23 protein-coding genes are annotated in these 25,643 nt (G+C 72.2%); 6 read left to right on the forward strand and 17 right to left on the reverse strand.

The features are described from left to right. Together HUN58_RS14140 and HUN58_RS14145 are read right to left on the reverse strand one after the other, a co-directional pair. Positions 1 to 1,404 (reverse strand): glycosyltransferase family 39 protein, encoded by a 1,404-nt coding sequence (locus HUN58_RS14140; protein ID WP_180224994.1) that lies wholly within the window; start codon positions 1,402 to 1,404, stop codon positions 1 to 3. A gap of 138 nt (positions 1,405 to 1,542) precedes the next feature. Continuing rightward, positions 1,543 to 2,028 (reverse strand): GtrA family protein, encoded by a 486-nt coding sequence (locus HUN58_RS14145; protein ID WP_114849613.1) that lies wholly within the window; start codon positions 2,026 to 2,028, stop codon positions 1,543 to 1,545. Between the two features lie 133 nt (positions 2,029 to 2,161). On the opposite strand from HUN58_RS14145, the gene HUN58_RS14150 reads away from it, so the two are divergent. Together HUN58_RS14150 and purE are read left to right on the forward strand one after the other, a co-directional pair. After that, entirely contained in the window at positions 2,162 to 3,298 is a 1,137-nt protein-coding gene (locus tag HUN58_RS14150; protein ID WP_114849612.1) for a 5-(carboxyamino)imidazole ribonucleotide synthase, read from the forward strand. A 25-nt stretch (positions 3,299 to 3,323) separates the two neighbouring features. Further along, a complete protein-coding gene (gene purE, locus HUN58_RS14155; protein WP_254631502.1) occupies positions 3,324 to 3,833 on the forward strand; it encodes a 5-(carboxyamino)imidazole ribonucleotide mutase in 510 nt (169 codons plus the stop codon). A 41-nt stretch (positions 3,834 to 3,874) separates the two neighbouring features. On the opposite strand, the gene HUN58_RS14160 is transcribed toward purE, so the two are convergent. The 7 genes from HUN58_RS14160 to HUN58_RS14185 form a co-directional block, all read right to left on the reverse strand. After that, on the reverse strand, positions 3,875 to 4,558 hold the full coding sequence (locus tag HUN58_RS14160; protein ID WP_180224996.1) for a hypothetical protein: 684 nt from the start codon (positions 4,556 to 4,558) through the stop codon (positions 3,875 to 3,877). Between the two features lie 91 nt (positions 4,559 to 4,649). After that, positions 4,650 to 5,792 (reverse strand): glycosyltransferase family 1 protein, encoded by a 1,143-nt coding sequence (locus HUN58_RS14165; RefSeq protein WP_114849861.1) that lies wholly within the window; start codon positions 5,790 to 5,792, stop codon positions 4,650 to 4,652. A gap of 76 nt (positions 5,793 to 5,868) precedes the next feature. Next, on the reverse strand, positions 5,869 to 6,765 hold the full coding sequence (locus tag HUN58_RS14170; RefSeq protein ID WP_180224997.1) for a lysylphosphatidylglycerol synthase domain-containing protein: 897 nt from the start codon (positions 6,763 to 6,765) through the stop codon (positions 5,869 to 5,871). A gap of 49 nt (positions 6,766 to 6,814) precedes the next feature. Beyond that, on the reverse strand, positions 6,815 to 7,666 hold the full coding sequence (gene rfbD, locus HUN58_RS14175) for a dTDP-4-dehydrorhamnose reductase (RefSeq protein WP_114849609.1): 852 nt from the start codon (positions 7,664 to 7,666) through the stop codon (positions 6,815 to 6,817). Between the two features lie 14 nt (positions 7,667 to 7,680). Beyond that, the gene (gene rfbB, locus HUN58_RS14180; RefSeq protein WP_114849608.1) at positions 7,681 to 8,667 is read right to left on the reverse strand and encodes a dTDP-glucose 4,6-dehydratase; all 987 of its coding nucleotides are present in this window, start codon (positions 8,665 to 8,667) and stop codon (positions 7,681 to 7,683) included. Between the two features lie 81 nt (positions 8,668 to 8,748). Then, positions 8,749 to 8,871: a hypothetical protein gene (locus HUN58_RS20960; RefSeq protein WP_257222079.1), complete on the reverse strand. Its 123-nt coding sequence runs from the start codon at positions 8,869 to 8,871 to the stop codon at positions 8,749 to 8,751. Next, positions 8,862 to 9,692 (reverse strand): glycosyltransferase family 2 protein, encoded by an 831-nt coding sequence (locus HUN58_RS14185; protein WP_254631503.1) that lies wholly within the window; start codon positions 9,690 to 9,692, stop codon positions 8,862 to 8,864. The genes HUN58_RS20960 and HUN58_RS14185 overlap by 10 nt, the downstream gene beginning before the upstream one ends. Positions 9,693 to 10,362: 670 nt before the next feature. On the opposite strand from HUN58_RS14185, the gene HUN58_RS14190 reads away from it, so the two are divergent. Beyond that, a complete protein-coding gene (locus HUN58_RS14190) occupies positions 10,363 to 11,010 on the forward strand; it encodes a glycosyltransferase (RefSeq protein WP_180224998.1) in 648 nt (215 codons plus the stop codon). A 3-nt stretch (positions 11,011 to 11,013) separates the two neighbouring features. On the opposite strand, the gene HUN58_RS14195 is transcribed toward HUN58_RS14190, so the two are convergent. After that, positions 11,014 to 12,513 carry a DUF2142 domain-containing protein gene (locus HUN58_RS14195; RefSeq protein ID WP_180224999.1) on the reverse strand — a complete coding sequence of 500 codons (1,500 nt, stop codon included), beginning with the start codon at positions 12,511 to 12,513 and terminating at the stop codon, positions 11,014 to 11,016. Further along, positions 12,510 to 13,970, reverse strand: a complete 1,461-nt coding sequence (locus tag HUN58_RS14200; RefSeq protein WP_180225000.1) for a DUF2142 domain-containing protein — start codon at positions 13,968 to 13,970, stop codon at positions 12,510 to 12,512. Before HUN58_RS14200 ends, HUN58_RS14195 begins: the two co-directional genes overlap by 4 nt. A gap of 122 nt (positions 13,971 to 14,092) precedes the next feature. On the opposite strand from HUN58_RS14200, the gene HUN58_RS14205 reads away from it, so the two are divergent. From HUN58_RS14205 to HUN58_RS14215, 3 genes are read left to right on the forward strand one after another with little or no spacing between them, the layout of a single operon-like run. Next, the gene (locus HUN58_RS14205) at positions 14,093 to 14,701 is read left to right on the forward strand and encodes a dTDP-4-dehydrorhamnose 3,5-epimerase family protein (RefSeq protein WP_114849603.1); all 609 of its coding nucleotides are present in this window, start codon (positions 14,093 to 14,095) and stop codon (positions 14,699 to 14,701) included. 13 nt (positions 14,702 to 14,714) lie between these two features. Next, the gene (rfbA, locus tag HUN58_RS14210; protein ID WP_114849602.1) at positions 14,715 to 15,578 is read left to right on the forward strand and encodes a glucose-1-phosphate thymidylyltransferase RfbA; all 864 of its coding nucleotides are present in this window, start codon (positions 14,715 to 14,717) and stop codon (positions 15,576 to 15,578) included. Next, entirely contained in the window at positions 15,578 to 17,506 is a 1,929-nt protein-coding gene (locus tag HUN58_RS14215; protein ID WP_180225001.1) for a glycosyltransferase, read from the forward strand. Before rfbA ends, HUN58_RS14215 begins: the two co-directional genes overlap by 1 nt. Positions 17,507 to 17,548: 42 nt before the next feature. Here the strand turns inward: HUN58_RS14215 and HUN58_RS14220 are convergent, their stop codons facing one another. The 6 genes from HUN58_RS14220 to HUN58_RS14245 all read right to left on the reverse strand — a co-directional run bounded on the left by HUN58_RS14220 (position 17,549) and on the right by HUN58_RS14245 (position 25,588). After that, complete coding sequence (locus HUN58_RS14220; RefSeq protein ID WP_180225002.1) at positions 17,549 to 18,718, reverse strand: glycosyltransferase family 2 protein; 1,170 nt, start codon at positions 18,716 to 18,718, stop codon at positions 17,549 to 17,551. A 49-nt stretch (positions 18,719 to 18,767) separates the two neighbouring features. Continuing rightward, positions 18,768 to 19,670, reverse strand: coding sequence for a glycosyltransferase family 2 protein (locus HUN58_RS14225; protein WP_180225003.1), 903 nt, complete (start codon positions 19,668 to 19,670; stop codon positions 18,768 to 18,770). Further along, a complete protein-coding gene (locus HUN58_RS14230; protein WP_217488534.1) occupies positions 19,667 to 20,806 on the reverse strand; it encodes a glycosyltransferase family 1 protein in 1,140 nt (379 codons plus the stop codon). The genes HUN58_RS14225 and HUN58_RS14230 overlap by 4 nt, the downstream gene beginning before the upstream one ends. Before the next feature lie 2 nt (positions 20,807 to 20,808). Next, on the reverse strand, positions 20,809 to 22,050 hold the full coding sequence (locus tag HUN58_RS14235; protein WP_180225004.1) for an ABC transporter ATP-binding protein: 1,242 nt from the start codon (positions 22,048 to 22,050) through the stop codon (positions 20,809 to 20,811). Between the two features lie 4 nt (positions 22,051 to 22,054). After that, a complete protein-coding gene (locus tag HUN58_RS14240) occupies positions 22,055 to 22,951 on the reverse strand; it encodes an ABC transporter permease (protein WP_254631504.1) in 897 nt (298 codons plus the stop codon). 69 nt (positions 22,952 to 23,020) lie between these two features. Beyond that, complete coding sequence (locus HUN58_RS14245; protein ID WP_114849599.1) at positions 23,021 to 25,588, reverse strand: glycosyltransferase; 2,568 nt, start codon at positions 25,586 to 25,588, stop codon at positions 23,021 to 23,023. Positions 25,589 to 25,643 lie beyond the last annotated feature (55 nt).

Genomic DNA, 25,643 nt, shown 5'->3' on the forward strand with positions numbered 1-25,643 from the left:
TCAGGGCGGGACCGGCCCCAGTTCGGCGTACCGTGCGAGACCGCCGTGCCCGGGCCACGGCACCGCGCCGTTCCAGAACCAGCTCGTGACCACCACCGCACCGTACATGCCGACGGCGGGACGGACGACCGCGAGCACCGTGGCGGTCCGGTGCCGACCGCGCGGCGTCCGGGGGATCCGTCGCCAGGCGACGGCGGAGAGGGCGACGAGGCAGAGCACCGCGGGGAAGGCGTACCGTCCCTGCGTGCCGGCGACCTCGGTGGTGGTGAGGTAGGCGCGGGCGCTGGTGGCGGTCTGGAGCAGGACCGCGGCCGGGAACGAGGCGAGCACGACCGAGGTGCCCAGGCCCGTCCTCCGGAAGGCGAACAGCACGATCGCCGCGAGGGCGACCGCCGTGAGCGCTGCGGTCAGGCCGTCACCGATGCTCACCTGCGCGCGGGCGCCCGGGCTGCCCCAGAACGTCCGGGCGAGCGTCCCCCAGCTGACGTCGACGAAAGGCGCGACCGACGGGTGCTCACCCGGCGGGAAGGCCTTCGGCGGGCAGATCGCGGCGTACCCGTCCGGCTGGAGGCGGTGGTACGCGACGAGGTTATGCACCCACCACCCCGCGCCGACGGCGCCGGCGACCCCGAGTGCGACCACCGTCCGGAGGAGCCGGCGGGACACCGGCAGGACGCCGGCCCCGGCGACGAGCACGGCGAGTCCGACGAAGGGGACGGCGGGCAGGGCGGTGCCCTTCACCCAGCAGGCGGCGCCGAGCGCGAGACCGAGCCAGACGACGGTGCGCCAGCGGTGGTCGCCGGTGAGCAGGCGGACCGCGAGCCACACGACGACGCCGGTCAGCAGCATCGTCGGCGTGTCGTTCGTCACGGAGGCCCCGATCGAGGCGAGCTGCGTTGTCGCGAACAGCGCGAGCACACCGACGAGGGCGGCACGCGGCGAGCGGGTGACCCGGCGCACCGTGGCCCACGTCAGGAGGGCGAGCGGCGTGACCGCCAGGGCGTCGGCCAGCCGCAGCGCGAGCACGGCCTGGTCGAGTCGCAGGTCGCCGAAGTGCACGACCCGGAGGACGAGGGCGTCGGCGAGGTACGCGGTCGGCGGGTGCTGCGTCATCTGGTTCACGGTGGTCGATTCGCCGGGCGCGGCGGCGAGGAGTTCGCTGACCGTCGACCACCGGTCCTCCGGCATCGACGCCTGCTTGCGGGCGCCGGCGAGCACGGCCTCGAGCACGCGCATGTCACTCGGGGCGGACCACGGGTCACCGAGGGCGACGTGCACGGCGGCGTCGACGTGCGCGGTCTCGTCGGGCGCCTGGAAGGTCGGCACGACGAGTGCCCACACGGCGAGCCAGAGTCCGAACGTCTCGGTGACGATCGCGACGGCGATCCGCTCGTGTCGACCCACAGCGGGGTGCGGCTCGTCCGCCGGGACGCGGTCTCGTGCCGCCGGCGGGCGGGGCGTCGGTTCTGCGCATCCGACGATTCTACGGACGCTCCGGACGGACGGGAGGCTCCGCGCGGGTCGCTCCCGGGGCTGTCCGGTTCAGACGCGGTCCGGCAGGCGCGTGTCCTCCGGGGCCGCCGAGCGTGCGGCCTCCCGCTGGACGCGGTCGGGGTGGTAGACCCAGACCTTGTACAGCCAGAACCGGAACGCGGTGCCGAGCACCAGGCCGATCACGTTGCCGGAGACGTTGTCCGCGAACGCCGAGGTGAAGCCGAGCACGTAGTGCGAGATCCCGAGGCAGCCCAGCGAGATCACCATGCCGCCCAGGGACACGACGAGGAACTCGACGCCCTCGCGCGCGGCGACGGACCGTCGCTGGTTCCGGAAGGTCCAGTACCGGTTGCCCAGCCAGTTCACGACGATCGCGATGACCGTCGAGACGACCTTCGCCCAGAACGGGCCGGAGTGCACCTCGTCGGGGGAGAGCACCGTGGCGCGCAGCAGGTTGAACACGCTGAAGTCCACGACGAAGCCCACGGCTCCGACGACTCCGAAGCGGGCCAGCTGCGCGATGAGTCGCCGCACGTCGTCTCCAGGATCCGTAGAGTTGTCCCTGTCCGGGCGGGTCCCGGAACGGGCCGGTCGACGACCGGCAGGACCACGATTGTAGACAGCACGCTCTCCCGTCCCGGTGAGAACGGCGGAAGGAACACACAGCATGGCCTTGCGTGTCGGAGTCGTCGGCGGCGGACAGCTCGCCCGGATGATGGTCCCCGCTGCCGTCGAGCTCGGTCTCGACATCCGGGTCCTCGCCGAGGGCCCAGGCATGTCGGCGGCGATCGCAGCGACGGCCGAGGGTGACTACCACGACCTCGACACGGTGCTCGCGTTCGCCCGTGAGGTCGACGCCGTGACGTTCGACCACGAGCATGTTCCGCAGGACGTCCTCCGGGGCCTCGTCGACGCGGGGGTCGCCGTGCACCCCGGACCCGATGCCCTCGCCGTGGCGCAGGACAAGATCACCATGCGGCAGCGGCTCGGCGAGCTCGGATTTCCGGTCCCGGACTGGGCCGCCGTGCACGACGCCGACGAACTGCGTGCCTTCCTCGCCGAGCACGGTGGGCGCGCGGTCGTGAAGACCGCTCGTGGCGGCTACGACGGCAAGGGCGTCCGGGTCGTCTCGGACGCGACCGAGGTCGAGGACTGGTTCGCCGCGATCGCCGAGACGGGCGCAGACCAGGCGCTGCTCGTCGAGGAGCTCGTGCCCTTCACGCGGGAGCTCGCACAGTCCGTGGCGCGCCGGCCCTCCGGCGAGGTCGTGGCCTGGCCCCTCGTCGAGACGGTCCAGCGCGACGGCGTCTGCGCCGAGGTCATCGCTCCGGCACCGGCCAGTGCCGGTCGCCTCGCCGACGCCGCCGAGTCGCTCGCGGTCGGGATCGCCGAGGCGCTCGGGGTCACCGGCGTGCTCGCCGTCGAGCTCTTCCAGACGGCCGACGAGCGCATCCTGGTGAACGAGCTCGCCCTGCGACCGCACAACACGGGCCACTGGACGATCGACGGCGCCACGACGAGCCAGTTCGAGCAGCACCTCCGCGCGGTGCTCGACCTGCCCCTCGGTGCGACCGGCTCTCACGACCCGGTCGCCGTCATGGTGAACGTGCTCGGCGGCCCGGCGGACGGCGACCTGGCTGCTCGCTACCCGGCGGCGCTCGCGGCCTTCCCGGAGGCCAAGCTGCACTTCTACGGCAAGGCACCGCGTCCCGGTCGCAAGGTCGGCCACGTCACGGTCACCGGCGACGACGTGGACGACGTCGTGTACCGGGCGCGGGCGGCGGCAGCGCACTTCGACGACTGATCCCGCGCTCGACTAGCCTCGTGACGTGACCGACACCACCGCGCCCACCCCGCTCGTCTCGATCATCATGGGGTCGGACTCCGACTGGCCGACCATGCGCGCCGCTGCGGAGATCCTGACCGAGCTCGACATCCCGTTCGAGGCGGACGTGGTCTCGGCGCACCGCACGCCGGACAAGATGGTGCGCTACGCGCGGGCGGCCGCCGATCGTGGCGTGCGGGTCGTCGTCGCCGGCGCCGGGGGAGCGGCGCACCTGCCGGGCATGGTCGCGTCGCTGACGACGCTGCCGGTGATCGGTGTGCCCGTGCAGCTCGCGCGGCTCGACGGGCTCGACTCGCTGCTGTCGATCGTGCAGATGCCCGCCGGCATCCCGGTCGCGACGATGGCGATCAACGGCGCTGCGAACGCCGGCCTCCTGGCGGCACGCATCATCGGGTCGGCCGACCCGCAGGTCGCCGTCCGGCTGGCGGAGTACGCCGCCGGGCTCGAACAGGTCGTGGAGCGGAAGGCGGCCGCGCTGCGGGAGCAGCTCTGACGGTTGCCGCCTCCGCGACCTGGTGGTCGTGGGCGCCCGGGTCAGTTCGCGGTCGCGGCGCCGGTGATGCCGTCGACCGTGACGGTCCGGTCGCCCTGCGCGGTCGACACGGTCGCCGTCCACGTCGGCGCCGAGCCGGAGCCGCCGAGCACGATCGAGGCGAGGGTCCCGCCCCCGACCGCCTTCGTCGCCGCAGCTGCGGCGGCCGCCGCCGACGTGCGCACGGCAGCGGCCTGCGCGGTGGTGGCGGCCTGTGCAGCCGCGTCGACCTGCTTCGGGAACGGGCCCGAGGTCACGCGGTCGAGGGTCGCGGACACCACCGACTGGGTCTGGGAACCGTCCGGGCCCGCCACGACGACGGTCCACGAGTCGCCGGCACCGACGATGGACACGACCGTGCCGCCCCCGGCCGCCGCGGTGCCCTGCGCGGCGATCTTGCCGAAGTCCACGGAGTCCGGCTGCTCGACGCCGCTGCCGTTCCCGGTACCGAGCGCGGTGCCGTCGTCGGCGGGGCCGGTCTGGTCGTCCTCGGGCGTCGCGGTGTCGGACGGGCTGCCGGCCGAGGGGGCGGTGCTCGACGCCGGGCCGGTCGCGGTCGCGGATCGCGACGACGTGGCCGAGGGAGTGGGGGCGTCGTCCCCGCCCGAGCACGCCGCCAGGGTCGTCGAGAGGCCGACGGCGAGGACGATCGATGCGGTGAGGACCGGAGCGGAGCGGCGCGACATGCGTCGATGATGGCAGCCGCTGCGTCCGTGGGGCGCGCACGGCGCGGTGCGTCGGCGCATCGATGCCCAGCCGTGACCGAGCCGTCGCGGCTCAGAGGTCGGCGTGCAGCTGCCAGGTCTCGAGCGCGGAGTCGCGCCAGTCGAACATGCGCGCCCGGTCGGGCCCGGCGATCGCGAGCTGCTCCGCGAGCAGCGGGTCCGCGACCACCTGGTAGACGGCCTGCGCGAGCCGCTCGGCGTAGGACTCCCGGGGGTCCCGGGCGACGGTGACGCCGGCGTCGGACGCGACCTCGCTGACGGCTGGGTCGTCCGAGTGGACGACCGGCGTGCCGAAGCTCATCGCCTCGATCACGGGCAGTCCGAAGCCCTCGGCGAGGCTCGGGAACACGAACACCGTCGCACGGTCATACACGACCGCCAGGTCGGCGTCGTCCACCCGCCCGAGCACCTTGACCCGGTCGGCGGCGAGGCCGGCGCGCTCGGCCGTGCCGAGGACGTCGACGTCACCCCAGCCGTCCGGCCCGGAGACGACCAGCGGGACGTCCTGCGGGGCGTCGGGGTGGGCCATCGCCTCGATGAGGTGCCGCAGGCCCTTCCGCGGCTCGAGCGTGCCCACCGCGAGGACGTACCGGTCGGGAAGACCGAGCCGTTCGGCACGCACGTCGGCGTCGACGGGGACACGGAGCCGTCCGGTCGGTGCGCCGCCGATCACCCGCAGTCGGTCGCCGAAGCGGTGGATCTCGTCGAGCCGACCGGCGACCGCGTGCGTGGGGACGACCACGGCGTCCGCGTGCTTCCACGCCCGCTTGACCATCGCCTTGTGAAAGTGCACGCCCCGGGGTGTGAGGGTCTCGGGGTGGGTCCACGGCACGGTGTCGTGCACGGTCACCACGGTCTGGCGGCCGGGCTCCTGGAAGCGGTCGTGCTTCACCAGGGGAGCGAGCACGCTGGGCGCGTGCACCATGCCGTGCGAGGCGCCGTGCGCGAGCCCGCCCTGCCAGGCGAGGGACAGCTCTCGGCGGGGGAGTGCGAGTTGCTCCACGCCGGTCAGGCCGGGCAGCAGCGTCCGCAGTCGCTCGACGTCCGCGCGCGGGGCGGCGGAGACGATCCCCTCGACGTCGCACCCTGCCGGAGCGGTCTCGACGAGCTGCCGGGTGAGCTCTTCCGCGTAGCGGCCGATGCCACCCGGGACCGGTGCGATCACCTGGTCGACGACGACGCGGAGAGTGGTCATGCGGAACGGCTCCTCGTGTCGGTCGGTCGGCACTGCGCGCAGTACCGGCGCGACACTACCAGGCGCGCTCGGGAGGTCAGGCCGCGCCCGTGCGACGGCGGTGGCGCACCGCCAGCCCGGCTCCGACCGCGGCCAGCAGGACGTCCCCGAGGGTCATCAGCGCACGACTGACGACGGCGAGGGCCAGTGCGCCGGACACCCCTGCGGCCGGTCCGAGGAGCAGCACGAGGACACCCTCGCGCGCGCCGAGGCCGGCGGGCGCGACGACGACGAGGAAGCCGACGAGCCAGGCGACCGCGTAGGCGCCCGTGGCGAGCGCGGGGACGGCCGGGCCGTCGGCGCCGAAGGCCCGCAGCACCGTGGTGGCCTGGACGCCGTACGCAAGCCACATCGCGGCGGACCAGGCGATCGATGCGGTCGTCGCGCCCCAGGAGAGCGTGACGGCCTGTCGCGGTCGGCGCAGGAGCCGCATCGCGAGGGCGATGAGCCGCGCGAGCACCGGCGGCACCAGGGCGACGAGGCCGAGCACCGCGACGAGGGCGAGCCACCAGAAGGTCGCCAGGCCGTCGGGCGCTCCGACGAGCAGTCCGACAATCCCGACCAGGGCCGCCGTGACCATGCTGACGAGCATCGAGGCGAGCGATGCGGCGGCACTCGTCGTCCGGGCGAGGCCGTGGGCGCGACCGAGCTCCGCCTGGGCCGCGACCGACCACACTCCGCCGGGGACGTACTTGCCGAGCTGTCCGACGAAGAACACCGACGACGCTGCCGCGACCGGCAGACGGGTCCCGGTGGCAGCGGTCATGGCACGCCACGACGCCATGTTCGCGACGAGGGCGACGAGGGTCGCGAGCACCCCGACCACGACCGTGCCGACCGAGAGCCGGGCGAAGTCACGGACGATGGCGTCCCACTGCTGCACGACCCCCACGACGAGGAGCGCGACCGCCAGTGCGGCCGCGCTCCACTTCACCGCGGTGACGATCCGGGCGCGACGCCCGGGGGACCGGCCGGGGGCCGGCTCAGGCGTCGAGGACACCGGCCTCCACCGCCGCGTGCAGCGCCTCGCGCCAGTCACGCATCGGGGCGAGACCCGCGCGGCTCCACGCGTCGTGCCCGAGCACGCTGTACGCCGGGCGGGGCGCCGGGCGGACGAACGCCGCACTGTCGGTGGGCAGCACCCGATCCGGGTCGAGGCCGACCTCCGCGAAGATCGCCTTCGTAAAGTCGAACCACGATCCCTGACCGCCGTTGGTGCCGTGGTAGGTGCCGGCGGGCGCGTCGGCGTCGAGCATGGCGACGATGTGCCGCGCGAGGTCACCGGTCCACGTCGGCTGCCCCATCTGGTCGGTGACGACGCTGACGGTCTCGTGCGAGCCGGCGAGCCGGACCATCGTCTTCGCGAAGTTTGGCCCGTGTGCGCCGTAGAGCCACGCCGCGCGGACGATCCAGGACGAGTCGGGGGCAGTGGCGCGGATCGCCTCTTCCCCCGCGGCCTTGGTCCGCCCGTACGCGCCGAGGGGGGCGAGCGGGGCGTCCTCGGCGTACGGCGCGGTGCCGGTGCCGTCGAACACGTAGTCCGTGGAGACGTGCACGAGCTTCGCGCCCGCAGCGGACGTCGCGGTCGCGAGGACCGCCGGACCGCGCGCGTTCACGGCGTACGCGTCGTCCTCGTGGGACTCGGCGTCGTCGACCTTCGTGTAGGCGGCGCTGTTGATCACGACGTCGTGACCGGCGACCGCGGCGGCGACCGCGGTGGCGTCCGTCACGTCGAGGTTGGCCCGGCCGAGGGCCGTGACGTCGCGGCCGGCGAGGGCGTCCTGCAGGTCACGGCCGAGCATGCCGGCCGCGCCGGTGATGAGGTAGCGGGTCATCGTGGTCGACGGGCTCAGCTGAGCGCCGCACGCTCCTTCAGCGGCTCCCACCACGAGCGGTTGTCGCGGTACCACTGCACGACGTCTGCGAGGCCCTGCTCGAACGGGACCTGCGGCTCGTAGCCGAGCTCGGCCCGGATCTTCGAGATGTCGACCGAGTAGCGCAGGTCGTGGCCCAGGCGGTCCTGGACCCGGTCGACGTACGACCAGTCCTTGCCCGTGGCGTCGAGGAGCAGCTGCGTGAGCTCCTTGTTGGTCAGCTCGGTGCCGCCGCCGATGTTGTAGATCTCGCCCGCACGGCCCTTGACGAGCACCATCGCGATGCCGCGCGTGTGGTCGTCGACGTGCAGCCAGTCGCGGACGTTGTTGCCCTCGCCGTAGAGCGGCACGTGCCGGTCGTCGATGAGGTTGGTGACGAAGAGCGGGATGACCTTCTCGGGGAAGTGGTACGGACCGTAGTTGTTCGAGCAGCGCGTGATCGACAGGTTCAGGCCGTGCGTGCGGTGGTAACTGCGCGCCAGGAGGTCGCTGCCCGCCTTCGACGCCGAGTACGGCGAGTTCGGCTCGAGCGGGCGCTCCTCGTCCCACGAGCCCTCGCTGATGGAGCCGTAGACCTCGTCGGTCGAGACGTGCACGAAGCGCTCGGTGCCGTGGCGCAGCGCTGCGTCGAGCAGGCGCTGGGTACCGACGACGTTCGTCTCGACGAAGATGCCGGAGTCGCGGACCGACCGGTCGACGTGCGACTCTGCCGCGAAGTGCACGATGGCGTCGACGCCCGGGATCACCTCGTCGAGCTTCGCAGCGTCACGGATGTCGCCTTGCACGAAGGAGTAGCGCGGCGACTCCGCCACCGGGGCGAGGTTCTCGAGGTTGCCCGAGTAGGTCAGGGCGTCGTAGACGACAACCTCGGCCCCTTCGAGGCCGGGGTAGGCGTCCTCGAGGGTTCTGCGGACGAAGTTCGAGCCGATGAAGCCGGCCCCTCCGGTGACGAGGATCTTCACGCTGGTTTCCTTTTCGTGGCCGATGGACGTCGGCCCTGGCCGACGACGGTCGGCAGGCAGTCTAGCGGCGTCCCGTGCCCGTCAGTCCCCGTACCGCGCCAGCTTCTGCAGGTCGAGCTGTTCCTCCGCCAGCGTCCGGTTCAGCCGGGTCAGGTCGGCGACCACGCCGATGGTGATCGAGAGCAGGGCGCTGATCACGAGCACCACGCCGAGGATGAGGGACTGCAGGTGGTTCCCGCCGGAGTCCGCGAGCATGAGCAGCAGGTACCGTACGAAGGGCACGAGACCGGCGACGCCGAAGACCGAGCTGACCCAGGCGAACAGCGCCATCGGCCGGTACATAAGAGGTACACGCGGGCGATCGCCGACCCCGACTGGAACATGTGCTGCCAGATGTTGTAGAACAGTCGTGACTCGCGCGTCTTCGGGTTCGTGGTGATCGGGACGCTCTCGATCGCGAGCCGCTTGTAGCCGGCCTGCACGATCGTCTCCATACAGTAGCTGAAGCGCGTGACGATGTTGAGCCGGATCAGCGAGTACTTCGAGTAGGCCCGGAACCCGCTCGCGGCGTCCGATAGGTCGAGGCCGGCCGCCCGCCCGACCACCCACGACCCGAGGCGCTGCATCGCCTTCTTGAACCCGGAGAAGTGCTCGATTGTCCGTGTCTGGCGGTCCCCGATGACGATCTCGGCGCGTCCTTCGACGATCGGGAGCACGAGTTCCGCGATCTGCGCCTGCGGGTACTGGTTGTCGCCGTCGGTGTTGACGACGATGTCCGCGCCGTGCAGCAGCGCGTAGCCCACCCCGTCGCGGAACGACCGCGCCAGACCCATGTTCGCGGTGTGCCGGACGACGTGTCGGACGCCGTGCGCCCGCGCGACCTCGACCGTGCGGTCCGTCGACCCGTCGTCGATGACGAGCACCTCGATCTCGTCGATGCCGTCGATCGACGTCGGGATGGACTCGAGCACGGCGGGAAGCGTCTGCTCCTCGTTCAGGCAGGGGATCTGGATGAACAGTTTCACGCGGGACGGTCCGGGTCGGGTCGGGGGTACGGGCGCAGCGCGGGGAGCGGTCGCCGCTGCGGGGCGGTGACGTCGACGGCACACGTCGGCGGGCAGTTCATCCTACGTTCCGGGCGGGACGGGCCCGGTGCCGGCGGTGTCAGGATGGGGGCGTGCCTGGCCTCCGCTCCGTCGCCGCCCGACTGCTCCGCCGCGCGCCCGGAGCGCGCATCGCCGGGCCGGCCGGCTCCGACCCCGCCGAGGCGGACGCACCCGCCCCGGGCGGCGCACCGGCGCCGGGCGGCGCACCTGCCGCGGCACCGACCCCGCTCGTCGGCTTCGTGGTGCACGGTGCCGGTGGGGTGCACCCCGCGTCGGCCCACGTCCGCGTGACCGGTCGGATGTCGGCGCTCGCGGTGTCCGGGGCGGCACGCGTCGCGCAGGTGGAGCCGGTCCGGTGGGCGGACGGCACCGACACCGCGCACCTCGACGTGCTCCTGGTGCAGCGCGACGCGTTCCCGGCCGACCGGCTCGACGCCGCCCTCGCGCGCGCCGCGGCCGAGGGGACGCGCGTCTTCGCGGAGTCGACGACGACTTCTTCAGCGAGGAGGCCCGTACCCGGCTCGCGCGCGCCGAGTACGACCCGCAGCGACTCGCCTCGGTCGACCGGCTCGTCCGGGAAGCGGACGCGGTGGTCACCTCCACCGAGCCGCTGCGAGCGGTGCTCGCCGCGCAGGGCGTCGACGCCGTCGTCGTCCCGAACGCCGTGCAGCCCGGCATGTGGGGCGACACAGCGGTCCGGCCCGACCCGGCCGGCCCGCGGCGGGTACTCTACATGGGGTCGGCGACCCACGGCGACGACCTGGCGCTGCTCCGACCCGTGTTCGACGGCTTCACCGACGCCGACGGTCGGCCGGTCCGGCTCGAGGTCGTCGGCGTCACCGCCGACGGAGCCGATCAGGAGTGGTACGACCGGCTCGACGTCGGCACCGCCGCCCACTATCCGGACTTCGTCGCGTTCCTGCGGTCACGGGCCGAGCGGTGGTCGGCCGGCGTCGCGCCGCTGACCGGCGACCGCTTCAACGACGCGAAGAGCGACCTGAAGTTCCTGGAGTACTCGATGCTCGGGCTGCCGTTCGTCGGCTCCGACCGCCCGTCCTACGCCGGTGTCGACGCGCACGGTGGGTTGCTCACGACCGACGACCCGTCGGCGTGGCGCGCAGCGCTGCTCGAGGTGTTCCGCGAGCCCGCGCCCCGCGTCGCCCGGGCGCAGGCGTACGTGCGGGCCGAGCGGCTCGTCGGCGCGGAGCCGGCCTGGCTCGCGGCGCTCGGGCTCTGAGGGTCAGTACACCGTAGCCTGCCACTGGAGCACGGCGACGAGGACCGGGAGTCCCGACACCACCGGGAAGAGGACCGCTGCGCCCCGGTCGCTGATCGTCGCGCGCAGCGGCAGCAGGCTCCCGAGCCCGAGGCCCGTCAGTGCCACCAGCGGCGCGAAGTACCGGCCCTGTACACCGTCGACCACGACCGCCCCGACCGGCGTGAACGTCAGGTAGAGCGCGACCACCACGGCGAGGGCCGTGCCCGCTCCGACCAGCACCATCGCGAGGGCCACGATCCGTGGGACCCGCTCGACGACCACTGCCGCGAGGACGACGCCGACGATCGCGACGGTCAGGAACGGCTGGACGAGGTCGATCGTGTTGTAGCCGAAGCTGCCGACGAGGCTGTACGTCCAGTCGCGACCGGACACCGCGGTGGTCCGGACGATGAGTCCGAGGGCGCCGACCGGGTCGACCAGGAGCCCCCGGAGCTGCGCCTGTGGGTCGATCTGCTGCCAGTCCGGCCGCTGCTGGCGGATCGCGTCCGCGATCGGTCCGGTGACCTTGAGCAGCACGGCCGTCGGGACCAGGCTCATCAGCACGTAGCCGGCGGCGATCCCGAACTCCCACAGCGTCCGGCGAGGCGTGTCGTGCTCCGGCGGCGGACCGTGACGGCGCCGGAGCCACCGGGACAGCGGGACCAGGAGCACGATCGCGAGCAGCAGGACGTACGTGGGCTTCGCCGCCACGACTCCGAGGCCGGCAGCCGCCGTGCCGACGAGGAAGGGGACACTGCTCCGGTCCTCGCCGCAGAGTCGGACGACCGCCGCGACGAACAGCATGACGATCGCCGTCGTGTACGAGTCGGCGGTCGTGTACGAGTCGAGGAACAGCACGCTCGGGAGCAACCCGACGGTCATGAACAGCCACCGCGTGGCGGAGCGGCGCAGGACCCAGATCGCGAGCGTCGTCAGGCCGATGGCGACGAGCGCGTTGACGGCGCGTCCGAGCGTCAGGACGGTGGCGACGTCCTGGTTCGCGACGAGCGCGATCTTCATGCCGATGGCGCTCGGCAGGTACGGGACGGGGCTCGAGGCCCCGGCGTTGGTGAAGTCGACCGACTCGGTGGGGTCCCCGGGCCGGACGACGCGGGACCCGAGGCGTTCGAAGGTCTCCGTGTCCCGGACGTCCCGACGTTCGAAGTACGGGGCGCCGTGCGGGACGCCGTTGCCCCGCTCCCAACCGAGCATGTCGTACTCCTGCAGGGCCACGGGGATCTCTCCGCCGTACGTGCGTCCGTCCGCGCGGAGCTCCGGCGTGAGGTGGCCCTGCGACAGCACGTACGCGCGGTTCACGTGGGACTGCTCGTCGAGACCGAAGCCCGCGGGCACGGCGAGGACGAAGTACCCGACCGCGAGCACGGCGATCAGGGCGTACAGCGTGTGCGCGGCTCGGAGCACGCTGCCGACGCGTCGGGCTGCACCGGACCAGGAGCGGGGTCGGGGGACGGCGTGGGTCACGAGAGCGTCAGCCTCCAGACGACGAGTGCGACGACGAGCACCAGGGCGGGCACCGCGGTGAACGTCACGGCTGCCACACGGTCCGACATCCGGACGCGGACGGGCAGGAGCATGCCGACACCCGCGAGGAGCGGGACCAGCAGCGGGATCCAGTAGCGACCCTGCACACCGGAGGCGATCGGCGCACTAACCGGGTTGAACGTCAGGTACAGGGCCACGATCACTGCGGCGACGCCGGCCAGTGCCGACAGCACGAAGACGACCCCTGCGCCACGGGCTCGGGGACCGCGCAGTGCCGCGAGCACGAGCAGCACGAGGACCGCGGTCACGAAGGGTTCCGGCAGGAAGACGGAGTTCGACCCGAGCAGGCCGATCGCGCCCTCGACCCACGACGACCCGAAGGTGACGACGGTGCGTGCCAGGACACCGACCACCCGGAGCGGGTGCTCGAGCAGGCCGTCGAGCTGGAGGTGGCGGTCGATGCTCGGCCAGCCCACGACCTGCCCGCGGATGCCGTCGGCTATTCCGGACGTCCGGGCGGTGAAGAACGCCGCGCCGAGCGCGATGAGTGCCGGACCGCCGAGCCGGACGGCCCACCCGACCGCCCGCCGGCCGCCGGTGGCCGCGAGCGGGACGGTGAGCAGCAACCCGGCGAGCAGCAGTGAGGTCGGTTTCGCCGCGACCATGCCGAGCCCGGCAGCGACGGTCGCTGCGACCGTCAGCCACGCAGGACGCTGCGCACCACGGAGCGCGAGCACGCCGGCGACGAACAGCAGCGCGGAGGCGTTCGTGAACGTGTCCGCCGTCACGATCGAGGCCTGGAAGACCGTCTCCGGCAGGAGCGCGACGACGAGGAGCAGCCACCGGTACGGGGACCGCCGCGCAACGACGAAGGCACACGCCACCATCGCGACGAAGAGCGCACCGTTCGCGATCTTCGCGGCGGTGAGCACGCCGTGCACGTCGAGGTCCGCCGTCGTCGCGAGCCGCATGCCGAGTGCCGGCGCGGCGTAGGCGACGAAGCTCGCTGCGCCGGCGTTCGTGAAGTCGAGCGTCGTCGTCGGGGACGCTGCTGAGAGCCTCGCGCGCCCGAGTTCCGCGGCGTCCGGCGCGAGTGCGAGGTCGTCGCGCTCCCACAGCGGCCGTCCGGATTCCCGACCGGCGTTCGATGCTCCGCCGAGCTCCTCCACGTAGTCGACCAGGGCGGTCGGGACCTTGCCGCCGTACTGCAGGTTCGGTGTCAGGGTCTCCGGTTCGAGCACCCCGCGGGAGACCTGCCAGGCGCGGTCGATGTGGTGCGCCTCGTCGAGGCCGAAGCCGGCGGGCACGGACGCCACGAAGGCGCCGACTGCCGCGGCGAGCAGGACGGACGCGACGACGGGGTAGGTCCAGAGCATGCGGACGACCGAGCGGAACGACCGCCGAGCGGTCGGCTCGAACGAGGGTGCTGCGGTCACGGGTGCCTCGGTTCGGGTGCGGGCGGGACGAGGCACGACGTTACCGTACGGGCTCGATCGACCCGGGCTGGTGGGCTCTCGGCGGCCCTGCGCCCCATCCGCCCCTTTGCTAGGGTTGCCCGGTGCAGATCCGCGAACTGAAGATCCCCGGCGCGTGGGAGTTCACGCCCGTCCAGCACGGCGACGCACGAGGGGCGTTCCTCGAGGCGTACCGGGCCGACGTGCTCGAGGAGACGGTCGGGCACCCGCTCGACCTGCGCCAGGTGAACATGTCGATCTCGTCGGCCGGTGTCGCCCGAGGCATCCACTACGCCCTCGTCGCGCCGAGCCAGGCCAAGTACGTGACCGCCGTCCGCGGGGCGTTCATCGACTACATCGTCGACATTCGCGTCGGCTCGCCGACCTTCGGTCAGTGGGACTCTGTCCGAATCGACGACGTCGACCGCAAGGCGGTGTACCTGTCCGAGGGGCTCGGCCACGCCATCGTCGCGCTCGAGGACCACAGCACGGTCAACTACCTCGTCAGCGCCCACTACGACCCGCAGCGTGAGAAGGGGATCACGATCCTCGACCCGACCGTGGGGCTGGAGTTGCCCGAGGGCATCGGCAACCCGGTGCTGTCGGAGAAGGACACCACGGCACCGACGCTCGAACAGGCCGCCGAGCAGGGTCTGCTGCCGACCTACGAGGAAGCGGTGGCCTACACCGAGTCCCTCCGGACGAAGAAGTAAGGGGGCCCGCACCGTGAAGGGCATCATCCTCGCCGGGGGTTCCGGCACCCGCCTCTGGCCGATCACCAAGGGCATCAGCAAGCAGCTCATGCCGATCTACGACAAGCCGATGGTGTACTACCCGCTGTCGACGCTCATGATGGCCGGCATCCGCGAGGTCCTCGTCATCACGACCCCGGAGTACAACGAGCAGTTCAAGTCGCTGCTCGGCGACGGCTCGTCGCTCGGCATGGACATCCAGTACGCGGTGCAGCCGTCGCCGGACGGCCTGGCGCAGGCGTTCGTGATCGGCGAGGACTTCATCGGCGACGACAGCGTCGCGCTCGTCCTCGGCGACAACATCTTCCACGGCACGGGCCTCGGCACGAACCTGCGGAAGAACACCGAGGTCGACGGCGCGACGATCTTCGCGTACCACGTCGCTGACCCGAAGGCGTACGGCGTCGTCGAGTTCGACGAATCGTTCACGGCGGTGTCCATCGAGGAGAAGCCGACCGAGCCGAAGTCGAACTACGCCGTCCCCGGCCTGTACTTCTACGACAACTCGGTCATCGAGATCGCGAAGACCATCGAGCCGAGCGCCCGCGGGGAGCTCGAGATCTCGACGGTCAACGAGCGCTACCTCGACGCCGGCAAGCTCGGTGTGCAGGTCCTCGACCGCGGCACCGCCTGGCTCGACACCGGCACGTTCGAGTCGATGATGCAGGCGTCCGAGTACGTCAAGGTGATCGAGGACCGGCAGGGCTTCAAGATCGGCTGCATCGAGGAGATCGCTTGGCGCAACGGCTGGATCGACGGCGCGCAGCTCGCCGACCTCGCCGCGCCGCTCGTCAAGGGCGGCTACGGCGTCTACCTGCAGAACCTCCTGCAGGACTGATGCCGCGGAACCGGCTCGGCCGGCTGCTCGGTCGGTCCGGACCCGCTGACGGGCCGGACCTGGCCGACGTCGCTGAGCCGCGCCTCCCGGTCGACACGTCGTTCCCGTCGGCGCGACCGCAGCTCGACCCTGATGCGGAGGGCACGTTCGACGTCGTCGTCACGGTATCCGAGCCGACCCTGCGCGTCGGTGGTCACCTCGACGTGGTCCGCGCAGCGCGCGAGGCGGGCGCCGCCACGGTGGTCGTGAGCGCACACGACGTGCACGCCGGGCCCACCAGCACGTACCCGCCGGTCGCCGCGGGGCCGGACGTCGTCGTCGCGCGCGCGACGGTCGCCGCGACGTGGGGCGGCGCCGTCGCCGCAGCGCGACCGCTGCTCCGGAGCGCCGTCACGGTCGTGCAGGACGCGTCGATCGAGCTCCCGGACACCGCGTACCACCGACTGGTCGCCGCGCTCGGCACGCCGACCGCGGACGGACGGGAGGCGCGGGTCGCCTTGGCCGTCGTCCGCACGCCGGACGACGTGGTGGCGAGCGCCGGCGCGGTCCTGCCGCAGGGATCGGCTCCCGTCGCCGCGCTCCTCCGCGGTCACCCCGCGGAGGACGCTGACCGGCTCGACGGCGCCGTCGTCTTCGCCGCGGACGAGCCGTGCTTCGCCGTCCGGACGGCCGACCTCGCGGTGCCGGTGCCGACGGTGGACACGCGGACCGCGGTCGCCCGGTTGACCCGGGACACGGCCGACGCCGGCGCGGGGGACTGCGTGGCCGTCCCGGTCGGACGGGCGTACCGGCGGTCGGCACTGCGGGAGCGACGGTACGACACCGACGCCGCGACCGCGCTGGCAGCGTGGCGCGACGTCCGCGACGACACCGCTCCGCGTGCCCTCGAGCGGCTCGGGTTCGTCCCGGGTGCGCCCACCGCGGACGTCGCGGGGGCGCCGGTCGCCCTGCGGGAGCCCGTGGTGCGGGCGGAGCGTGGCGCCGAGCGCCTCGCGCTCCGGGACCGGGGCGAGCGCCTGCGCTGGTCGGTGCGCATCGCGGCGCACCCCGGCCCCCGGGGCGACGACTGGGGCGACACCTTCTTCGCACGCGACCTCGCACGGGCGCTGCGGTCGCTCGGCCAGGAGGTCGTCGTCGACCACCGGGAGTCGCACGTGCGTCCGGCATCCGAGCACCTCGACGACGTGGCGTTGACGCTCCGTGGTCTCGACGACACCCCGGTCCACCCCTCGGCGACCAACGTGCTCTGGGTGATCTCCCACCCCGACCTCGTCACCCCTGCGGAGCTCGCCCGGTACGACCTGCGCTTCGCCGCCGGGCCGGTGTGGGCCGAGCGGGTGGGCGCGGAGACGGGCTTCGCGATCGCACCACTCTTGCAGGCGACCGACCCGGAGCGGTTCCACCCGGGCGCTGTTGCGGCGGGTACGCCCGGCGACGTCGACACGCTGTTCGTCGGGAAGACCCGGGCGGTGTTCCGGCCGGTGGTCCGCGATGCCGTCGCGGCGGGCGTCGACCTCGCCGTGTGGGGCGAGGGCCGGGAGGGGCTGCTGCCCGACCGCGTGCACCGCGGCGTGTTCGTGGCGAACGATGCGCTGCCGGCGCTGTACCGCCGTGCGCGCGTGGTGCTCAACGACCACTGGGACGACATGGCCAGGGACGGCTTCGTGTCGAACCGGCTGTTCGACGCGGCGGCGTCCGGAGCACTCGTGGTGACGGATCCGGTGCCGGGCGTCGAGGCGCTGTTCCACGGTGCGGTCCGGACCTACGTGTCGGTGGACGACCTGCGGGCGCTCGTCTCGGCGGGGGAGCAGCTGTCCGACGACGACCGCGCGGCGCGCGGTGCGCGGATCGGTGCGGAACACTCGTTCACGGCCAGGGCCGAGGTCCTGCTCGATGCGGTGCGGCGCCAGCGGGGCGTTCGGGGCTGACGACCCCGCAGCCGTCCCCGTGACGGCCGGGACCGGCGGCGGCTAGGACCGCCGCAGCCGGCGGGCGACGTCCCCTGCGCGGTCGGCGATGCGCACGACCCGCCGGGCGTGCATCGCGGCGAGCTCGGCCTCGCGGGCGTCGATGACCGCCTGGCGTTCGGAGGACGTCCGGATCGCCGCCTCGGCTCGGTCCCGTTCGAACTGCACGGTCGCGCGCAGCGTGTTCGCAGTGGTCTCACCGGCCTGCACGGCGTCCTCGAGCTCCTCGATGCGCCGGTCACGACCGACGAGGGCGCGGCCGGTCGCGCGGAGTCGGCGGAAGCGGTCCTCGGGGACGAGCGGGTCCCCGGTCACACCGGACAGCGCGGCCGAGCCGGCCTGCCGGAGGCTCTCGGCGACGCCGTCGTCGCGTGTGAAGGGCCCGTCCGCGGCGTCGGCGTCGGTGACGAAGCGGAGCGAGAACGTCGACTCGAGCACGCCCTCCTGCAGCCGCCGGTAGTCCCGCATGCCGTGGTGGCGCGGGCTCGGCGTCAGGTCGGGGTTCGCGTCGTAGGCACGGCCCGACACCTCCACCCGGTGCGCGTACTGGCGCCACGACCGCCACGGCAGGTGCAGCACCTCGAGCTCCAGTCCCGCGGGCACGGGTGCGCCGCTGGCCACGCTTACCTGGTGGTTGCCCTGCACGACGACGACCTCCGGGTCGCCGACGTGCACCGCGTTCGCCGTCGGGGGCGCGAGCAGCCCGACGGCCTGCAGCTCCTCGATCGAGCGCTCGTCGCGCCAGTGCAGTCGCTCGACACCGGAACCCGACTCGGCCATCGCCCCGGTCAGGTTCACCACGGGGACGGTGAAGGCGCCGACCACGGGGTCGAGCTGCTCGAAGACCCGGCGGACGGTGAGCGTCCGGTCGACGGGCAGGACGAACTCGTCCGCGTCGGCGTTCACGACCCAGTCGGCGTGGTGGACCGCGGCGGCGTCACGGGCCATGCCGGTCACGACGGTGCCCTGCTGCTTGCGGTGCACCGGGTCGTGCCGCAGGTCGACCACGACGTCGTCCCGCTCGGCGAACGCGGTGAGGAGCTCCGTGGTGCCGTCAACGGAGCCGTTGTCGGTGATGACGAACACCTCGAATCCCTGGGCGACGTGGTGGTCGAGCCAGGCAGGGATGACGTCCGCTTCGTCGCGGACCATCAGGGTGACGGCGAGGATCATGGTGCTCTTCCGGATCGGGGAGGGGAGGGGCGAGCGTGACTGTACCGCGTCAGCGCGTGTGCGTGAGGTGGGCGCGCACGGCGAGGGCCACCCGGAGTGCGGCGCGCAGCGGCCACAGCCACCAGGCGCGGTACTTGCCCGCGAGGAACCGGTACGCGCTCTCGTGGTGAGCGCGCCGCATCCGCTCCGACGACCCCTGTGTCGCGGTGCCGCCGACGTGCGTCGCGGTGGCGGCCGGTTCGTACACGTTCCGGAGTCCGAGCCGTCCGAGCCGCCAGCCGAGGTCGACGTCCTCGAAGTACATGAAGTACCCCTCGTCGAAGCCGCCGAGCCGGTCGAACACGTCGCGTCGGACGAGGACGCAGGCTCCCGACAGCCACCCGGCGTCACGGCGCGTGTCCTGCACGCCCTCCTGGCGGTAGCGCCGGGTCCACGGGTTGCCGGGCCAGACGTTCGCGAACAGCGCGTGCCCGAGGCCGGTCCGCAGGGACGGCACAAGTCGCGCCGACGGGTAGACCTCGCCGGTCGGTTCGAGCACCTTCGGGCCGACCGCGCCGATGGTCGGGTCGGCGGACGCCGTGTCGATCATCCGGTCGAGTGCCAGCGGCCCGAGGACGACGTCCGGGTTCGACACGAGCACCCACCGCACGCCGGGGTCGAGGGTCGCGACCGCGCGGTTCACGGCGGCACCGTACCCGCGGTTCTCGCCGAGCTCGAGAAACCGGGCACCGGACCGCTCGGTCACGCTGCGCAGCGCGTCGGCGTCGGCGGAGTCGTTGTCCGCGACGACGACCTCGACCGGCGACGCACTGGCGGCCGGTGTCGACGCCAGGAAGGGGGGCAGGACGTCGTGCGAGTTGTAGGAGACGGTGACGATCGCCGCGCGTCGGGCATCGTCGGTGGCCGTGGCGTCCGCGGTGTCGTCGCGCGGGCCGTCCGTCCCCCCGGTCACGCGTACACCCCGAGGTGGGCGCGGGCGCAGGCCGCCCAGGTGAAGCGCGCGGCGCGGGCCGTCGCGCGGTCACGACGCTCGGCGCGGGCTGCCGCGGCATCGGGATCCGATGCGAGCAGCGTCGCGAGCGACGCCCGGATCGCGTCGGCCTCCGGCTCGGTGTAGGTGACGGCGTCGCCGCCGACCTCGGGGATCGCGAGCCGACGGGTGGTCAGCACGTCGCCGCCGGACGCCATCGCCTCGAGCACGGGGAGCCCGAAGCCCTCGGCGGTGCTCGGGTAGACGACGACCCGGGCACCGCCGAGGAACGCGCGGAGCTCCTCGATCGGTAGGTACCCGAGGTGGCGCAGCGGTTCGCCGGGACGGTCCCCGGCGGCCTCGAGCTCCTGCGCGGCGGCCGTGTCCCAGCCGAGCCCCCCGGCGACGAGCAAGGTCGGCGTCGCGGTCGGGTCGACTGCCCGCAGCGCACGGTGCGCGTCGATGAGCGCGGGCACGCGCTTGCGCGGCTCGACCGTCCCGAGGAACGCGATCCACTCCTCGTCCGGCGCGATGCGGTGGGCCGTACGGAACGCGGCGACCTCGTCGGCGTCCGGCACGTGGAAGACCGCCTGGTCGACGCCGAGGTGCGCCACGACCGTCGGCCGTGCGGCGCGTCCGGCGAGGCGGTCGAGCTCGGCCACGGTCGCGGCGCTCGGCGCGACCGTGGCCGCTGCGCGACCACGTGCGAGGCGCGTCCAGGCGCGGAAGAACGCGACCTTCAGTCGGGAGTGCGCGGCGGGGTCGCTGAAGAACGTCGCGTCGTGCAGCGTGACGACGGTCCGGGAGGCACGGCTCACCGGGAACGTGTAGTGCGGGCTGTGCAGCCTGGTCGCCCCGACCCGTCGGAGCAGCCCCGGCAGGCCGAGCTGCTCCCAGAGCAGCCGGGCCGGACGACGGGCCGTCCACGCGGGGGCCGCGTGGTAGCGGTGCGCGGGAGCGAGGGTCCGCAGCCAGTCCAGGTCACCGGGCTTCGCCACGACGTCGACGGACACTTCGACCTCGCCGAGGCCGGCGAGCAGTCCGGAGATGTACCGCGCGACACCGCCGCGGTTCGGTGGGATCGTCGTCGCGTCGACCAGCACCGGCAGCGGTCGCACCCTCAGGCCCCGATCTGGCGTTCGGTCGACCTGGTCCAGGCGATGCCGGACTGCGTGTCCTCGTCCTGGACGACGAAGCGTGCCGCCTCGCGCTGGATCACGATGTGCTCGCCGTTCGGCTTCGCGAGGAAGACGTGCACGAAGTACTGGCCGCCGCCCAGGCGCAGGTCCTCGAGGCGCCACTCGACGGTCGCACTGCCACGGAGCGGGGCGTGCGTCGTCTGCAGCTGACGGCTGTCGACGCCGAACGCCGGGTGGCCGAGGTGGTTCTCGATCTTGATGCCGGCACGCCACTCGGGCAGAACGTCGCTGTGCGAGAACGTGGCCCGCACCACGAGGTCGTCCCCGTGGTGGTGCTCCTCGCCGGGGGCCCGGCCGGGGATCTCGAGCTCGACGCGCTCGACCTTCGCCGGGTTGGCGTCCTCCTCCGGGTGCGACGCCTCGGCCTCGGCGATGCGCCGGCCCTCGAGGATCTCGCGGAAGTTCTTCACCGCGAGGCGTGCGGAGCCCTGGAACTTCACCTCGCCGTGGTGCAGCACGACCGCGGAGTCGCACAGCTCCTGGACCTGGCCGAGCGAGTGCGACACCAGGATGATGGTGCGGCCCTGCTCCTGGAACTCGCGGATCTTGTCGAGGCACTTCTTCTGGAACTGCTCGTCACCGACGGCCAGCACCTCGTCCACGAGCAGCACGTCGGGATCGGTGTTGATCGCGACCGCGAAGGCGAGTCGGACGTACATGCCCGACGAGTAGAACTTCACCTGGGTGTCGATGAAGTCGCCGATCCCGGAGAACTGCAGGATGTCGGCGAACCGGGCCTCGGTCTCCTCCTGCGTCTGGCCGAGGATCGCGGCGTTGAGGTACACGTTCTCGCGACCGGTCAGGTCGGGGTGGAACCCGGCGCCGAGCTCGATCAGAGCGGCGAGCCGCCCGCGACGTTCGACGGACCCGGTCGTGGGTTCGAGGATGCCACCGATCGTCTTGAGCAGCGTCGACTTGCCGGAGCCGTTCGGACCGAGCAGCCCGATCGTGGTGCCGGCGGGGATGTCGAGGCTGATGTCCTTGAGCGCCCAGAAGTCCTCGCTGTGGCGACGACCGGCGCGGCCCAGCGTGACGACGCGCTCCTTGAGCGAGTTGTCCTTGCGGATCGTGAACCGCTTCGACACGTTCCGCACGGTCACCACGTCGGGGGCGTCGGCGAAGGGGGAGCGGGTCTCCTGGTCGATCTCGTTGTCGATGCTCATCGGATCAGATCTCCTGGGCGAAGTTGCCCTGCAGCTTGGCGAACACGCGCTGGCACACGAGGAGCGCGACCAGGCCGACGACGGCGGCGACCGCCATCCGGACGAGCAGGTGCGACGGGTACTCGGAGTCGGCACCGGCGGTCCAGAACGCGCGGTGGATGCCGAGGACGGCCAGGGTGATCGGGTTGGACGTGTAGATCGAGAGCAGCCACTCCGGCGCGCGGGTGGCCACCATCTGCCAGCTGTAGACGATCGGCGACGCCCACATGAGCAGGAGCACGAGGACCTCGACGAGGTACTGCATGTCACGCAGGTAGACGTTCAGCGCCGCGAGCAGCAGGGCGAGGGCGGTCGCCCAGATCAGGATGACCGCGACCGACGGCAGGAAGTAGAGCAGGTCGAGGCGGACCCAGGCGAAGCCGCTCTGCAGGATCGCGGCGGCGATCAGGACGACGAGCTGCACGCCGAAGTTGAACAGCGCGGCACCGACACTCGCGAGGGGGTAGATCTCACGCGGCAGGTAGATCTTCTTGATCAAGCCAGCGTTGCCCACGATCGACGCCGTCCCCGTGGCGACGATCTCGCTGAACAGGCCGTAGAGCGTCAGGCCTGAGAACACGTAGATCGCGAACTCCGGGATGTTCCGGGACGCGCCGAGGATCTCACCGAGGACGAAGAAGTAGATCGCCAGCTGCACGAGCGGACGGATCAGCGTCCACGCGAAGCCGAGCGCGCTGTCCTTGTACCGCGACTTGAGGTCGCGACGGATCAGCAGATCGAGGAGCTGCCGGTGCGCGAAAATCTCGCGCAGCGACCCGATGACGGCGGTGGCCGGGCGACCGGCCGGGACCATCTGCTCCTGCCGGAGGCGCTCGAACCGCTCGGTGACGATGTTGCTCAAAGGGGGTTCCTCACGTTCGATCGGGCGACGGACAACTGTACATCGGCGACCAGGGGCGGCCGCCGGGCGTCAGCGCCCGTTCTTGCTCTCGCGCATCAGGCGGGTGCGGTTCTGCACCTTGTCGCGCAGCCCGGAGACACCGTTCTCCCGCAGGTACCAGGCCGCGAGCCGGGCGTCGCGGACGAGACCGTGGCGGCTGTTCGCGATCTGGTGGAACTGCAGTTCACGGGCCCGTGCGGGGCTGAGCTGCACGCGCGGGCGGCCCGCTGCCGCGACGGAGCCGGCCGGGACGGCGGCCTCGTGCGCGCGGTCCGCGGCGACGTGCGGGTCCTTGCAGAACTCGACGAGGGGAGCGAGGGCACGCTCCCACGTGAAGTCCTCGCGGACCCGGCTCACGGCGGCGCGGGCCGCCGCTGCGGCTTCGGGGTCGTACAGCATCGACTCGAGCGCCGCGGCGAGTCCGTCGACGTCGCGCTCCTTCACGGCGACGCCCAGGCCCTCGGCCGCGACGAGGTCGCCGAAGCTGTCGCCGTCGGTCGTGACGATCGGCAGGTTCGCCCACATGTAGTCGAGGATCCGGGTGCGGAACGAGAACGTCGTCTCGATGTGTGCGAAGTGCGTGCTGACGCCGGCGTCGGCCTCGAGCAGGTAGTTCTGCCGGTCGTCCAGCGCCACCCACTGCTCGTTGAAGAAGACGTGCTTGTTCGTCAGCCCCAGGTGGTCGCTGATGCGGCGGGTCTCGGCGACGATCGCCATCTCCGGCACGTCGGGGTTCGGGTGCGCGACGCCGAGGAAGAACAGACGGATGTCGTCGTGTGTCTCGGCGACCTTCGCGACCGCGCGGACGAGCGAGGGGGTGTCGAACCAGTTGTAGATGCCGCCGCCCCAGATGACGACCTTGTCGTCCTCGCCGATCCCCGGCGTGACGCCGCGGATGGCCTTGCGCTCGTGCTTCGGCGGCGTCGAGTCCATCCCGAACGGTGCGATCGCGATGAGCTTCTCGAGGTTGTCGTCCGCGAGGTAGTTGTCCGGGTTCACGCGGCCGACCCCGGCCAGCTGCCCGAGCCAGAACAGCCGCTGGCGCTCCGAGGCACACAGGAAGAAGTCGCCGCGCTCCAGCTGGCGGTTGATCACCTCGGTGGTCGAGGTGACCTGGTTGCGCCAGCCCACGTCGCCGTTGTCGCGGGCCTGCTCGAGCTGCTCGAGGTGCATCGGGTCGTAGAGGTCGACGACCATGATCTTGTTCGAGTTCTGCAGGGTCTGGAAGTGGTGCAGCGCGTAGCCCTGGAAGAAGATGACGTCCGCCCACTCCTCGTGCTCCCGCATCGTGCGCTCGTGCTGGAGCGGCACGCGGGACACCTCGAAGGCGTCGGACTTGCGGTTCGCCACGTTCCAGGTCACCAAGCGGACGTCGTTGTGCGGTGCGAGCGCCTCGGCGATCTTCCACGCGCGCATGCCCGGGCCGGCCATCTTCTCGCCGAGCGCGTCGCCCGTGATGATGAGGACCTTCGTGCGGTGCATGGGCTGCTCGACGTCGAACGCCTCGATGATCGCCTGGTAGCCCTCGAGGAAGTACCCGTCCTCGAACAGTGGCTTGAAGGCGTCGCCGAACAGGCGGAAGACCTCCTTGTCGGAGCGCACGCGCTGCGACTGGATCCGACGACGCTCCTCGCCCAGGCGGGGGAGGTCGGCGACGAACTGGTCGAGGGCGTAGAGCCCTGCGACGGCCTCCTTCGACATCGGCGTCGTCGGGTCGAACTCGTCCGGGGCGCCGGTGAAGCGACGGATGTCGAACTCCTCCGAATCGCGCCCGCTCTTCGCGACGGCGCGGCGGGCCAGCAGCGCGAGCGCGGCAGGCAGGAAGGTGCCGAGGTTCTCGTCCGACAGGTTCTTGTAGAGCAGGTGCAGGGCGTTCCGCTCGAGCAGGTACATCTCGCGGTGGTCGCCGAACGACTTCATCGAGCCGTGGTGCTTGTGGAACACGACCGACCGCGGGGCGAACCGCACGCGGTACCCGAGCAGGTTGAGGCGCCACCCCAGGTCCACGTCGTCGTAGAACATGAACAGGCCCTCGTCGAAGCCACCGACCTCGAGGAAGACCTCGCGGCGGACGAACAGCGCGGAGCCGGTGCCGAAGAGCAGGTCCTGCGGGGTGTCGAAGCGACCGTCGTCGATCTCGGTGACGTGCGCCTTGTAGCCCATGCCGAACCAGCTCAGACCGGACTCGACGAAGTCGATCGCCTTGCCGTCCCAGTCGAGGACCTTGCTCGCCACGGCGGCGACCCGGGGGCTCGGGGCGAAGCCGGCGATGCCCTCCTTGATCCAGTTGACGTCGGGCTTCGCGTCGTTGTTGAGGAACGCGACGACCTCGCCGGACGCCTCGCGCGCACCGAGGTTGCTGCCGCCGGTGAAGCCGAGGTTCTCGGCGGAGACGACGATCTTGACGTTCTTCCGGTCGCCGAGCTCGGCACGCAGGCGCTGCTCGCTGTCGTCGCCCGACCCGTTCTCGACCACGACGATCTCGAGGCGGTCGGCGGGCCAGTCGACCTCGGTCAGGCGTGCGATGCACTCGAGGGTGTCGTCGGTCCCCCGGAAGTTGATGACGACGACGGACACGCGAGGCGCGAAGGTGGACACGGACGGACTCCATACGTCGGCTGGCGGTGGTGCCCCGGAGAGCGGGACCACTGTA

It is taken from the genome of Curtobacterium sp. Csp1 (assembly GCF_013347185.1).